The organism is Chitinophaga varians, from assembly GCF_012641275.1.
In the GTDB taxonomy this organism is placed as follows: Bacteria; Bacteroidota; Bacteroidia; order Chitinophagales; family Chitinophagaceae; genus Chitinophaga; species Chitinophaga varians_A.
The window spans coordinates 607,853-623,593 of sequence record NZ_JABAIA010000003.1 but is presented as its reverse complement, the minus strand read 5'-3'; the positions used below and the strand labels follow the sequence as shown (position 1 = coordinate 623,593).

1 protein-coding gene is annotated in these 15,741 nt (G+C 54.5%); it reads right to left on the bottom strand.

Annotated elements, in window-relative coordinates; translation table 11 throughout:
* Positions 1 to 26: 26 nt before the first annotated feature.
* Positions 27 to 15,722: a non-ribosomal peptide synthase/polyketide synthase gene (locus HGH92_RS25580; protein ID WP_168873650.1), complete on the bottom strand. Its 15,696-nt coding sequence runs from the start codon at positions 15,720 to 15,722 to the stop codon at positions 27 to 29.
* Positions 15,723 to 15,741 lie beyond the last annotated feature (19 nt).

Below are 15,741 nucleotides of genomic sequence, written 5' to 3'. Positions count from 1 at the left end.
TAAAAAGAATTAATGGGGTGTATACTTTATAGGGTGATGGTTTCAAGATCGTCATCATCATCGGCCGAAGGCTGATCAAGATTTAACCGGATGTACCTCGCCAGTTGCTCGATGGTGGCCAACTGGAAGAATGTCCTGACATTTACCTCCACACCGAACTGCCTGCGGACGGTAGACGTGAGCCGTATTACCTGCAATGAGTGCCCACCCAGGTCGAAGAAATTGTCCTGCACACCTGCTTTTTCTATGCCAAGCAAATCTTCCCAGACAGCAGCCAGTTGGGCCTCTGTTTCATTACGGGGAGCGATATACGTTTGTGACGACCATCCCTGTACTTCATCCGGTGCGGGCAATGCTTTGCGGTCTATTTTACCGTTGGCCGTCAACGGCAGTTTTTCCAGCGGCACCAGCCAGGACGGTACCATATATTCCGGCAGGCGGCCTTTCAGGAACGCATATACGTTGTCACGGTCATAAGCGTCCGTAGTAACCACATAAGCCGCCAGTTGTTTATGCCCTCTGCGGTCTGCGCGGGCTACCACCACTGCCTGCTGTATCTGTTCATGCAGTTGCAGCGCGTGTTCTATCTCGCCCAGTTCCACCCGGAAGCCTCGTATTTTCACCTGGTCGTCCATACGGCCAAGGTATTCCACCGTGCCGTCAGGGAGCCAGCGGCCAAGGTCACCAGTACGGTACATCCGTACAGCCATTCCCGTGATAAACGGATCGGTGATGAATTTTTCGGCTGTCAGTTCCGGACGTTTGAGATAACCTCTTCCCACGCCTACGCCTGAAACGCATACCTCACCGGGCACGCCGGGGGGACATAACTGCATGGCTTCATTCACCACGTAGATGTTGAGGTTCTGTACCGGATATCCCAGCGGGATATTGGACTGTACGGGCGTTTCATACATAATGTAGTGGCAGATATCGTCCGACGCCTCCGTAGGGCCGTACGCATTTACGACGGGGATACGGTTGTAATGCGGATGCATGAACCACTGCGCCAGTACCTGTTGGCTCACCGCTTCACCGGTCACGAGCAGGAATTCCAGATCGTCCAGTTTCACGGGAATATCTTCCTGTAATACCGTAGCCAGATAAGAAGGCACCAGTTCCAGGATAGTCACCTGCTGGCGGTTTACCTCCCGCATCAGCTGCTCCGGCTGCATAATGGTTTCTTCCGAATAGATGATGGTGGTACCGCCGCAAAGCAGTGCTGCCAGCATTTGCCATACGGAGATATCGAAGGTATAGGAAGCCGTGAAGGCGATTACCGAACGATGGTCGAGCCGCAGGTCATTGATTTTTGCATACAGATGGTTCAACATGCCCCGGTGTTCTATCAGCACGCCCTTGGGTTTGCCGGTGGAACCGGAGGTATAGATGATGTAAGCCAGGTCCGCGGGAGATGGCAACAGCAGGGAGCCTGCCACAGGCTGACGGAACAACTCCTCCCGGCGGTCATCCAGCGCGATCACGCGGGCGCTGGTGACAGCGGCTATTTTTTCTTTCAGCAGCAGGCTGCTCAATACCACCGTGGCTTCCACATCTTCCAGCAGGAAGGCGATTCTTTCCGCGGGGTAGGCAGTATCTACCGGCACATAAGCGCCGCCGGCCTTCAGGATGCCCAGTATACCGACCACCATCTCCGGTGACCGTTCTATGCAGATGGGCACGGCCATATCTTTTTTCACGCCCAGGCTTTGCAGGTAGTGGGCCACCTGGTTGGAGCGTTCTTCCAGCACGCGATAGGTCAGCTCCGTTTCTCCGAAGATGATCGCGGTGGCATCCGGCATCATGTCCGCTCTTTCACGGATGATGGACACGGCTGTTTTCTCCTGCGGGAACGCCACTTTGCGGCTGTTCAGTGTTTCTGTCAGCAGTATCCGTTCTGCTGCCGTTAATATGTCCAGTTGATGTAATTGTATGTTGTCATGAGCCGTCATCTGCAACAGCACTTCTTCGAAATGCCCGCGGATAGCGGCGATATAGGTATCAGCCATCAGGTCCGCGTTGTAGCGCAGCGTGATGCGGATGGTATCTGCCACAGCGGCCAGTATTTCCAGCGGCAGGTTGGTTTGTTCATGTACTGCAATATTTTCCACGCCCAATGCGCCTTGCTGCGCAGCCTCCATCTTGCTTACAGGGTAGTTTTCGTATACCAGCAGCGTATCAAACCAGTCTCCTGTAATGCCCGTCCATCGTTGCATATCATCCAGCGGCGTATACTGGTACTCGCGGCATTGCAGCTGCGATGCCTGTAATTCCTGCAGCCATGCGGTGACCGGCCTGGCCGGATCGATGACGGCACACAAAGGCAGGGTATTGATATACATCCCCACGGCCTGTTCTACGCCTGGCAATCCTTCCGGCCTGCCAGACACCGTGATGCCGAAGGTAATTTCCCGTCGGCCGGTGTAACGGTATAACAGGTACGACCACACGCCCTGTATGATGGTATTGGGCGTGATACGGTGACGGTGCGCAAATTGGTGGATGTTGCGGGTGACCGCCTCGTCCAGCTCCAGCAGTTCCTGGCGGTAGCTGCCCACGCCGGCGTTGCGCGCTTCAGCAGCCCCGATAAAGGGCAGCAACGTGGCGTCAGTGGCATTTTTGATATAGTTGCGCCAGAAGGCTTCCTCCTGCTCTTTATCCTGACGTTCCAGGTAGCGGACATAGTTTTCGTAATGGTCTTCCGTAAACACCGGCAAAGGAGCCTGTGTCACGACAGCTTCGTATATCCGTAACAGGTTTTCCAGTATCAGCGGCAATGACCAGCCGTCAAACAAAATATGATGGGAAGTCCATACCATGCGATGACGGTCGTCATCCAGGCGTATCAATGCCAGCCGCATCAGCGGCGGGTGACTGAAATCGAATCCTTTGTTGCGGTCCGCTTCCAGGAAAGCCGCCATGTCTTCCTGCTGCTCTTCGGCGGTAAGGCCGCGATAGTCCTGTAACACCACTGGCACCTGCACGTCCTGGTAAACGCCTTGTACCGGGATGCTGAACTCATCGGCATGGAAGCCGCTGCGTAAGGCGGTATGCCTTTGCAGTAAAAGGTTCCAGCTCTGGATAAAAGCGGGCTCGTTGAGGTGCAGCAGGTCGCAGGTAAACTGCTCCATATAGGCGTTGGAGTGCTCATCGTACAATGCGTGGAACAGCATGGCTTCCTGCAGCCCGGTGAGCCGGTAGAGGCTACTGATCCTGGTACGACGGGCGACGGCGCCCACTTTGGCATCGAGGAAAGTATCCAGTTCCGCAACACTGATTTCCCGGCCCAGACCGAAGTCCGATGGCGTAAACGCCGGCTCGTGGCGGTCTGCACAGTGCGTGATCAGCGCCTCCAGGTGCCTGATGTAGGCAGCGGCCATTTTCTCCAGGGCGGCAGCGGAAAAATGCTGACTGCTGTATTTCCACCGGAGCACCAGCTCTCCATCCTGTACCATGCTGTCCACCGCGATTTTTTCTGTCAGCGGGAAGTCTTTGCCGATCGCGGCGCCCGGAGATTCCGCGGCCATACGCAGCAAACCGTCTGTAGCGGTGATATTGCCGGTCTGACCAAGGTAATTGAACACCACGTCCCATGGATCGTTGCCTTGCAGCGCCGGTTCCTGTTGGAGGTATTTTAACACGCCATATCCCAGACCTTTATCAGGGACATTGCGCAATTGTTCTTTTACCGCCTTCAGTCGCTCACCGATGCTGCCTGCGCCGGTGGAAAGTTTTACGGGATAGAGGCTGGTAAACCAGCCTATGGTGCGACTGATATCTGTTGTGGCATCGATGGCTTCACGGCCGTGGCCTTCCAGCCCGATGGTAACATTATCCGTATTGTTCCACTCCTGCAACGTGATGGCGAGCGCACATAACAGCAGGTCGTTTATTTCGGTATGGTATGCTTTAGGGACGTCCTGCAACAGGCGGCGGGTTTGCCCGGCGTTCAATCGCACTACGTGATTGGCCGTATCCCTGATGGTCACCGCCCCGTCAAAGGCCTTGTCGCCCTGTAACGGCGTGTAGCCTGCCGCTGTTTGTTGCCAGTATGCCAGCTGCGCCTGCACTTTAGGCCGCTGACCATAAGCGGTCAGTGTTTCCTGCCATTGGCGATAGGAATTGCTCTTCAGCGGAAGCGCGGTAGCCGCTTGTTTCAGCAGCTGGTCCAGGTCCTCCAGCAGGATACGCCAGGAAACCCCGTCAATGGCCAGATGGTGTACCACGATCAGCAGCCGGTTGTGGGAAGCGGTATCCGGTGTGGTCATGAAAACGGTACGCGTCACGATGCCCTGTTCAGGATGCAGGCTGCGTTGATAGTACTCGGCCCTTGTGGTGATTTCCGCCGGCAGCGTGTCTGTTGTTTCATCACGCAGGTCAATGACTTCGAGCGTGCCGTTGTGCGCGCCGTACGTTTGCTGCCATTGCCCGTCGTTCGTTGTATAGGAAAAACGCAACGCATCGTGGTGCTGCAACAGCCTTTCTATCGCTGTCTCCAGCGCACTTACCTCCACTGTTTTGTCTACTTCCAGCAACAAGGCCTGGTTAAAATGTGTTTCCCCGGTAACATCCGCAGTATGGGCGAAGTACCAGTGCTGTATGGGCAACAGTCCGCTGGCGCCTGTCAGCAGGCCCTGTTCGGCATGACTGTCCGGCGTGTCCTGTTTGGATGCCAGCATGGCGGCGAGGCCGGCAATGGTCTGATAACGGAACAAGTCGGCCGGATGCAGGTTCAGGCCTGCTTTCCTGGCCCTGCTTACAGCCTGTATGGTGATAATGGAATCACCGCCCAGTTCAAAGAAGTTATCGTATATCCCTACCTGTTGTACGTTCAACAGGTTTTGCCATATGGCGGCCAGTTGGGATTCGGCTTCATTACGGGGCGCAACAAAAGCATTGCCGCTCAGTGCTTCCACGTCCGGTACCGGCAATGCTTTTTTATCTACCTTACCGTTAGGGGTTAACGGTATGGTGGCTATCTGAATAAATTGCACAGGCACCATGTATTCCGGCAGCCTGTCGCGCAGGAAGGCGGACAGAGCTTCCCGCTCCGGCAGTGTTTCGCCGGTGAGGTAAGCCACCAGCCTTTTGTGGCCGGCGCTATCGGCTTTCACGGCCGCTATGGCTTCCCGTATGTCCGGATGTTGTGACAGCGCGCTTTCTATCTCGCCCAGCTCAATACGGTAACCGCGCAGTTTCACCTGATCGTCTATACGGCCAAGGTAAGCGATGTTACCGTCTGCCAGCCAGCAAGCCAAGTCACCGGTACGGTATAGTTTGTCGTTATGGCCGGAGAATGTATCATAAACAAATTTCTCTGCGGTAAGCGTCGGATTGTTCAGATAACCTTTCGCAACCTGTATGCCACCGATGAACAGTTCTCCGGGTACGCCTATAGGAACAGGACGATGGTTATTGTCGAGTATATAAGCACGTACGTTGGTCAGCGGCTTGCCGATAGGCAGCATCTCTGTACCTATTGCCTGTTGCAACTGGAAATGGTACGCCGTGGCCACTACCGTTGTTTCCGTAGGCCCGTACTCGTTATGGAAGTCCACATGCGGCGCCCAGGCAGCTGCCAGCTGCAGGCTGCAGGCTTCCCCACCGGAAACCACGCGGCGCAGGGAGCCGTAGTTGCCCGGCGTAATAGACGCGAGGAAACCGGGCGTAGTGTCCAGATGGGTAATTTTCTCCTGTTCCAGCAACAGCTCAAACTCCTGCCGGTCCAGCCGCAATGCTTCCGGTATCAGCACCAGCACGGCACCATTCACCAGCGGCAGGAACATTTGTTCTACCGAAGCGTCAAAGCAGTAGTTGGAGAATTGCAATACTCTATCGGTCACGTCTATACTAAAATCACGGCTGCGGTGAACGATGAAATTGACGATCGCCGCGTGCGGGATCACCACGCCTTTGGGGACGCCGGTGGAACCAGAAGTATAGATCACATAGGCCGTATCTTCCGGTGCAGCGGCTTTTATTTCATAATCCTCTCCTGCCGGATTGTTCCAGTCATCGGGCAATAATAATTTCGCCTTCGGCGGAAACAGGTGCGTGAGCGCTGGTGTGGTCACGATCAGCGGGTCGCCACCCATATCTTCCAATATCCGGCCGATACGTTCTTCGGGCTGCTGCGGGTCCAGCGGCACATAAGCCCCTCCGGCTTTCAGGATGCCCAGGATGGCCACCATCATGTTCAGGGAGCGGTCAATACACAGCGGTACTAACGCGCCTGCACCAACGCCATGGCGCGCCAACTGTGCCGCCAGTTGCCCGGCGCGTTCGTCCAGTTCCTGATAGGTCAGCGCGGTATTGCCAAACACCAACGCCGTAGCGGCAGGTGTGCGTTTTGCCTGTTCTTCAAACAGGATGGCCAGTGTTTTTGTGTCCGTTTCGGGAGCAGGCTGGCTGGTGGGATTAAATCCGTACAGCAGCTGTATCTCCTCTTCTTTTCCGAGCATAGGCAGGGATTGGAGACGGGCAGCCGGCGCTGCCACCACGCTGCGCAACAGCTGCTCAAAATGTTGTACCATACGGTCTATGGTACCAGGCACATACAGGTCCGTGCAATATTCCACACTGCCCCGCAGGCCTTCTGCTGTATCTTCCAGCGTAAAGCTAAGGTCGTATTGTGTGGTAGCGTAAGACAATGGTTCCGCCGCCAGTTGCAGTCCCTCCAATTCCAGCGATGCGCTATCCGGCATATTCTGCAGGGTAAACATCACCTGGAACAGCGGGCTTCTGCTGAGATCGCGCTCTTTCACCACCGCCTCCACTACTTTTTCAAAAGGTATTTCCTGGTGCTGGTACGCGTTGAGCGTCGTTTCCTTCACCGCCTGCAACAGGCTGTGGAAAGACTGTTCACCATCTACGTAACTGCGCAATGCCAGGGTATTGATAAAGAAACCGATGAGTGATTCAGTCTCCTGCCGCGTACGGCCGGCAACCGGACTGCCCACACAGATATCTTCCTGACCACTGTAACGGAACAACAACACTTTAAATGCCGCCAGCAATGTCATAAACAAAGTGGCTTCCTGTTGCTGTGCCAACGACCGGAGACCAGCTGTCAGCTGCCCGTCCAGCCGGAACCATGTCACAGCGCCGCGGTTGCGTTGTACCGCAGGGCGGGAGTAGTCGGTCGGTAACTGTAACGTCTCTACGCCGCCCAGCTTTTCTTTCCAGTAATCCAGCTGCGACGCCAGCACCGTATCTGTCAGGTAACGGCGCTGCCAGATGGCATAGTCGGCATACTGCAACGGTAGCTCAGGCAGCTGGCTTGCTTCCCGGTGAACAAAAGACCGGTACAGGTCCACCAGCTCTTTTACCATGATAGCAGAAGACCAGCCGTCAGATGCGATGTGGTGGATCACCGCTACCAGCACATGTTCGGTCGGTGACAGCACTACGAGGTGCGCACGCATCATATGATCTTTAGCGAGATCGAAAGGCGCCTGCACCAGCGCATGCACCAGTGAGGACAATGCCAGCGGATCTTCATGGTAGACCGGTTCGTCAGTGACTGTCAGCTGCCACTGGTCGCGGTCCAGCAGCCGTTGCCAGGCAACACCGTCTTCCTGTGCAATGACTGTCCGGAGTATTTCATGGCGATTGATAACGGTTTGCAGCGCAGATGCCAGCGCTTCTTTGTCCAGCGCTCCTTTCAGCCGCAATACCACTGGAATGTGATATTGTACGCTGCCTTCCAGCTGGTCAATGAACCACAAACGTTCCTGGCTAAACGACAACGGCACCCTTTCCGGGCGTGAAACCGCCTCTACTACCGGCAATACAGGGGCAGCATGCTCCTGTTCCAGCAGATGTGCTGCCAGCGAGGCGACGGTGGCATGGGTAAACACCGCTTTCACCGGCAGTTCCAGCTGCAGCTGTTTACGCACCGCTGCTACCAGCCGCATCGACAACAATGAGTTGCCTCCCAACGCAAAGAAATTATCGTTAACGCCTACACGCGATATTCCCAAAATATGCTGAAAGATATTGGCCAGCACCTGTTCTGTTTCATTTCCCGGAGCCACATAGGCTGATGATGCCAGGAAGGTTTCATCCGGTGCAGGCAGGGCCTTCCGGTTGATCTTTCCGCTGGCGGTAAGCGGCATAACAGGCAGCGGAATCAGCACAGCAGGCACCATGTACTCAGGGAGGCGGCGCTTCAGGTTGTCCAGCACCGCTGTGCGGTCTATCTCCCCTGCCGGCACTACGTAGCCGATCAGGCGTTTACTGCCATCAGGCGCATCTTTCGCGACAACGACCGCTTCGCTGACCTGTTCGTTTTCCAGCAATACGCTCTCTATCTCTCCCAGCTCAATGCGGAAGCCTCTGATCTTCACCTGGTCGTCTATTCTGCCGGCGTATTCTATATTACCGTCCGGCAACCAGCGGCACCAGTCGCCTGTTTTATACAGTCTGCCATTGCTGAAGGGATCGTCAATGAATTTCTCTGCCGTCAGGGTTTCCCTGTTCAGGTAACCACGGGCCACCTGTACCCCGCCGATATGCAGTTCCCCGAAAACACCCGGTGGCAGCAAGCCGCCGGCTTTATCGAGGATATATAGTTGTGTATTCGCTACCGGTTGACCGATAGATACAATTTCATGTTCGCCCAAATCATCCGGCACATGCCAGCAGGTAACGTCAATAGCAGCCTCCGTAGGGCCGTAGAGATTATACAGGCCGGCATACGGGATCTTCTCGCGGAACAGGCTTACGTGTTGCGGCTTCAGCGCTTCGCCGCTGCACAGCACTCTTTTCAGCCCCGGAACATCATCCGGCGTCACATCTTCCAGGAAGAGCTGCAGCATAGACGGTACGAAGTGGACCGTGGTAATACCATAACGATCGATGGCGTTTTTGAGATACCCGGTATCTTTCTGTCCGTCCGGAATGGCCATCACCAGCCGCGCTCCGCAGATAAGCGGCCATAGCAGCTCCCATACGGACACATCAAAACAAAATGTTGTCTTCTGTAAAATGGCATCGTCTCCATTGAGGCCAAAATATTTCTGGGTCCACAACAGGCGGTTCACCACCCCTGCGTGTTCATTCATCACCCCTTTGGGTTTTCCGGTGGAACCGGAAGTATAGATGACATAGGCCAGCTGGCCGGGCTGAACAACCTGCGTGGGCGGGGTGTCCGGATAAATGGCCAGTACCGGCCGTATTTCGTCCAGGCGCACGGCTCCGGCGAAATTGTCCGGTATGGCGTGGAAACCACTATGGTCTGTAAGGATGATATCCGCATTGGTATCTTCCAGTATGTGCAAGATCCTTTCCTCCGGATAGGTAGGGTCTACCGGCACATAGGCAGCTCCGGCCTTCAGGATAGCCACAATGGCCACGATCATGTCCAGTGAGCGTTCCAGGCACACGGGCACTAACGTTTCCGCACCTACGCCTTTGCTGTTCAGGTAATTCGCCAGCTGGTTCGTGAGGGCGTCCAGCTCACGATAGGTCAGGCTTGCCTGCTCGTCCACCACGGCGGTCAGCAGCGGCGTACGGTCCACCTGTGCGGCGAAGAGATCGACCAGCGTCTTTTGTTCCGGCCATTTAACTGCGGTGTCATTGAACGTACGAAGCAATTGCTCTTCTGTTGTCGTGAGCCACGGCAGCGCCGGTAAGAGGTTGTCTGCATTGTCCGGCAGTTGTGACAGCAGTGTTTCAAAATGACCTGCGATAGCTTGCAGGTAATTATCTGCCAGCAGAGCTGTATTATAGCTAAAACGAATGTTGATCGTTTCTCCTGCACCTACCAGGACCGTCAGCGGATAGTTGGTCTTTTCCTGTACTGCTACATTTTCAATCTGCAGCTGCCAGGCCTGCGCTTCAATCACTTTGCTGACGGGATAGTTTTCAAATACCAGCAGGGTATCAAACAGATCACCGGCAATACCACACCAGTGCCGGATAGTATCCAGTCCTGTATGCTGGAACTCGCGGCTCTGCAACTGGCCTGACTGTAGCTCCTGCAGCCATGCTCCCAGCGTTTGCTGTGCAGGTACTTCCGTATGCAACGGAATAGTATTGATGTACATCCCTACGCGTTGTTCCACGCCGGCCAGGTCCTCCGGACGGCCGGACACTGTTACGCCATAGGTGATATGGTCCTGCCCCGTGTAGTGATGTAACAGCAACGCCCACACGCCCTGCATGAGCGTATTAACGGTCACATGCTGTTGTTGCGCAAAAGCATTGATCTTTGCCGTCAGCGTTTCATCCACGCGGAGTATATGATCTTTATAGGTGCCTGCCTCACGCGTCCGGTCTGCGCCGGAGCGTACAAAAGGCAATAGGGTGGGGTCTTCCACGCCCTCCATATACCTACGCCAGTATTGTTCTTCTTTTTCTTCGTCCCGTGTTTCGAGATAACGGATAAAGTCTTCGTAACGGTCTTCCGCTCCTTCCGGCACCGGCCTGCCGTTCACCAGGGCCTCATACGTGTGCAGTAAGGATTCCATTAAAACAGGAACAGACCAGCCATCAAACAGGATATGATGGAATGTCCATAACAAACGGTGACGGCCCTCCGTTAATTTGATCAGCGCGATGCGCATCAGAGGAGCTGTTTTAAAGTCGAACGCTTCTGTGGCGTCCTGTTGTGTGAAGGCTTCAACCGCCTGCCGGCGCGCGGCTTCGTCCATGCTGCTGTAGTCCAGCAACCGGAACGGCAGTGCCGCTTCTTTGAAAACGCCCTGCAACGGAATGGCCGCTTCATCGCTGAAGAAAGCCGTGCGCAGGATCGTATGCTGCCGCAGCAGATGCTCCCATGCCGCTTTAAATGCGTTGGGCTGCACGTTGAGCAGATCGCAGCCGAACTGCTCTATGTAAGCGCCTCCAGCCTGATCATACAGGCTGTGGAACAACATGCCTTCCTGCAGCGCGCTTAAACGATACAATCCGGAAACCTGCGCACGCCGTGATATACCGGTGTGGGCAGCATCCAGAAAGGTGTCCAGTTCATTGATGGTCATAACCCCTTGCAGCCCGTAGTCTGAGGGAGATACCAGGGCTGTTTGCTGTGCCAGGCAGTCCGCAATCAGCTGTTGCAGTTGCAGGATAAAATCATCGGCCAGCGCCTGTACCTGTTGTGCCTGAAAGTGTTTCCTGCTGTAAGACCAGATCAGTATCAGGGAACCATCGTTAACAATACTGTTGACACCCAGTTTTTCCTGCACTACATAGTTGTCTCCTACGCCCGCTCCGGAAGATTCTTCTACCAGGCTCAACATACCATCTGTTTTTACCACACGGTCCGATTGCCCGAGGTAGTTGAATACGATGTCCCATGGATCGTTGCCTTGCAGGGACGGCGTTTGCAACAGTTGTTTTAATACGCCGAAGCCGATGCCTTTGTCAGGCACGGCGCGCAGCTGTTCCTTGACGTTGCGCAGTACCGCACCGGGCGACTGATGGCTGTCTACTTCCAGCAACACCGGGTACAAACTGGTAAACCAGCCCACGGTGCGGCTGATGTCCATGCCGCCAATGTCATGCCGGCCATGGCTTTCCAGGCCTATGCAAACACGCCCGCTGCTGTTCCATTTGCCAACGGCCAGCGCCAGCGCGCTCAACAGGATATCGTTGATCTCCGTATGATAAGCCTGCGGAGCGTCCTGCAGCAGGTGCCGGGTAAGACCGGCATCCAGCCTTGTTTCGATATTATCAACATCAGCGATGGTCACCTTTCCTTCAAATGGCGTAGCTTCTTTTAAAGCCGCCAGGCGGCCTTCCTGATATATTTTTTCCCAGTAAGGCAATTGCGCCGTCAGACGTCGTTGAGCGGAATAAGCCACCAGCGCTTCATACCATTGACGATAGGAATTACCTTTATCAAGGGTCAGTGCAGGAGCATCTTCCTGTAACAATACTTCCAGGTCTTCCAGCAAAATACGCCAGGACACGCCATCTACAGCCAGATGATGTACAATGATCAACAGCCGGTTATGTTCTTCGTTATGCGGCGTCTGCAACAGCACTGCACGCATCAATATGCCTTTGGTGATATCGAGTGACTGGTGTATGGTACGGCTATACGCAGCAATATGTTCCGGCAGTGATCCTTCCGGTATTTCACGCAGATCTTCCACCGCGAGGCCCGCTTCGTAGGTGCCATACGTTTGATGCCATCCGCTTTCATCTGAATGATAAACAAAACGCAGTGCGTCATGGTAACGCACCAATGCTCTGATGGCTGACGACAGCCGGTCGGGAGATATCTTTTTATCGATGCCGACCAACACGCTCTGGTTAAAGTGGCCCGCAGCCGCTGCATTGTTATCGAAGAACCAGCGCTGTATCGGTATCAGGCCGCTTTCGCCGGTCAGCAATCCCTGTTCGCCGGTCATCACCTGTTCCTTGTTTTCAGACAACAGTATTTCCAGCCTTTCGATGGTCTGATGCTGAAAAAGATCGCGGGGATGCAGTCTGATACCGGCCTTCCTTGCGCGGCTGACTACCTGTATGGTGATAATAGAATCGCCGCCCAGTTCAAAGAAATTATCGTATATCCCTACCTGTGGTACACCGAGCAGTTCCTGCCAGATCTGCGCCATGTCGCTACCCACTTTGGTGCGGGGCGCTACATAGCTATGGGCAGACAAGGTGTTCAATTCAGGCTCCGGCAACGCTTTCTTATCAATCTTTCCGTTGGCAGTGACCGGGAATTTATCCATCGGTACGATGACCGAAGGCACCATGTATTCCGGCAGCTTCACTTTCAGGTAGCTAACCAACTGATCTTTATCTAAAGTATTGACCGGCACTACGTAAGCCACCAGCCTTTTGATGCCTTTATCATCCGTTTTGACGACCACTATACCCTGAGCCACATCAGGAGAGGCCAGCAATACGCCTTCCACCTCACCTGGTTCTATACGGTGGCCGCGAATTTTCACCTGATCATCGACGCGGCCCATGTATACGATATTGCCGTCCGGCAGCCACCTGGCGCGGTCCCCGGTGCGATAGAGCTTTTCTTCCGGATTATTGCTGAAAGGATGAGCGATAAATTTCTCTGCTGTCAGCTCCGGCCGATCGAGGTAACCAGAGGCCAAGCCAGCCCCGCCTACGTATAATTCACCGGCTACGCCTACCGGCACCAGCTGTTGTGCATCGTCCAGCACATAGGCTGTACGGTTATTCAGCGGCACGCCTATCGGCGTATTGGAAGCAGGTCCCCGGTCATTGATATAATAACTTAAAGAGAAAGTGGTATTCTCCGTAGGGCCGTATATGTTACTAATACTGATATCAGGATATGCCTGCCGGAAACGCTCCACATGTTTCTCAGACATCTTTTCACCACCGGTGAGAATGGCTGACAACCGGGCGAATACAGTAATGTCCGTATCCACCAGTTGATTAAACCAGCTTGTCGTGATAAACAACGTCGTTACCGCTTTGCTGTATAGCTCTTGTTTAAACACCGCACTGTCGAGCAAACTATTGCCAACGCTGAGCGCCAGCCGGCCCCCATGTAACAGCGCACCCCAATATTCAAAGGTGGTGGCATCGAAGGCCAGCGACCCGGCAGACAGGATCGTCTTACCGGCGTCCAACGAAACATAATTTGGTTGCAATACCAGGCTTGTTACATTGCGGTGTGTTACCAGCACGCCTTTGGGTTTGCCGGTAGAACCGGATGTATACATCACATAAGCCAGATCATTGGCAGATGGCGGATTACCGGGCATAGTGTCCGGTTGTCCTGTCAGCAACGCCGGCAGCTGGTCAACCAACACCAGCTCCCTGTCCGGCTGCTCCTCCAGGAAGCGGTTTTGAAAGTCCGTCGTAGTCAATAGCACGCTACTGCGGCTTTCATCCAGCATGAAACGCAGCCTTTCCGCCGGATAGGCCGGGTCCAGCGGCATATATGCCGCACCGGTTTTGAGGATGGCGAGAATGCCCACCATCATATCGATGGAGCGTTCCGTACAAACAGGAACGATGCCTCCCTGTTGCACGCCTTTGCTCCGCAGGTAATGCGCCAGCTGATTGGACAGCGTTTCCAGTTCACCGTAAGACATCACGGCGTCTCCATACAGGAGTGCCGTGGCTTTGGGCGTCTGTTGCGCCCACGCGGAATATAGCGCCACAATGGACTGGTCATCGGCATAGGGAACAGCTGTATTGTTAAAAGTAGTCAGCGCCTGCTCCCGCTCTTCGGCAGACAGCAGGGGTAACAAGTGAACAGGTTCATCAGGTGTCTGCAGGACATTTTTTATCAGCAGCTGCAAATGCCCGATCATCCGTTGGATGGTTGACGCATCAAACAGATCGGTGCAGTATTCCATCCTTCCTGCAAAGCCGGTTGTCGTCTCTTCAAAGGAACAGGTAAGGTCAAATTTGGCGGTGGTATGTGCTGTGTCCATGTAGGAGAACGTAACGCCGTCCAGTTCCAGTTCCGGTGCTGCCGGCGTGTTTTGCAGGGCAAACATCACCTGGAACAATGGGTTTCTGGCCATGTCCCTTTCTTTTACCACCACCTCCACTATCTTCTCGAAGGGCAGTTCCTGGTAGTCGTATGCCGCAAGGGTCGTTTGTTTTACCTGCTGTAACAGGGAGATAAACGACGGGTGTCCCGACAGGTCACTGCGTAATGCCAGTGAGTTGATAAAAAAGCCAACGAGGTTATCTGTTTCTTTCCGTGTTCTGCCGGCCACCGGTGTACCGACGCAGATATCTTCCTGGCCGGTATAACGGTACAGCAATACCTTAAAAGCCGCCAGCAGTGTCATAAATACCGTAACGCCCTGTTGCCGGGAAAAGGTCTTTATCTTATCGGACTCATCACGGTCAAGGTTAAACGTAATCACAGCGCCGCGGCTGCTCTGAACAGCCGGCCGCGGGTAATCCGCCGGCAGGTCCAGTACCGGGGTACCGGAGAGCTGACCTCTCCAGTACCCTAACTGCGCGGCCAGCGTATCACCGGAGAGGTACTGACGTTGCCATACGGCATAGTCTGCGTATTGTATCTCCATCGCCGGCAACTGCGGCGCTGCACCTGATACGCCGGCGTGGTACAGCTCTACCAGTTCCCGCACGATGATGCCGGTTGACCAGCCGTCTGCCGCGATATGGTGCATTACTACCACCAGAATATATTCCCCTGCTCCCGGTGTGATCAGGCTGGCGCGCAGCATATGATCGGTCGCCAGGTCAAAGGGCGTATCGATAATCGTTTGTATGGCCTGCGCTAATGCTGCCGGGTCATGATAATATTCCGGCGCCGTGATCATCTCCATCTGCCAGGCGTCTTTATCTAACACCAGCTGGGAGGCCACCCCGGCGATGTCCCTGAACACAGTACGTAACACCTCATGGCGGTTGACAATGGTGCGCAGCGCCTGCTGCAGGGCTTCCACATGCAGATCTCCTTTGAGCTTCAGTACAATGGGAATATGGTATTTAACACTTCCTTCCAGTTGGTCGATGAACCAAAGCCTTTCCTGGCTGAACGACAGCCGCACGCCTGTATGGCCCGCTGCCGCACCTGCCTTGATGGGCGCCGTTTCTGCAGAGATGGACTGATGCAGCAATGCGTTGATCTCATCCCGGTGCAGTTTAATTTCCTCCAGCAGTTCCGGCGTAATACCGGCATCTTTCGGTGTCCGGAATTTGATTTTACCATCTTCCAGAAAAAGTATAACTCCCTGTGCCCGGGCTTTTGCTACTACCGCTATTGCTTTATCAAAATTAACCTCAATCATATGTTGTAATTATAATACC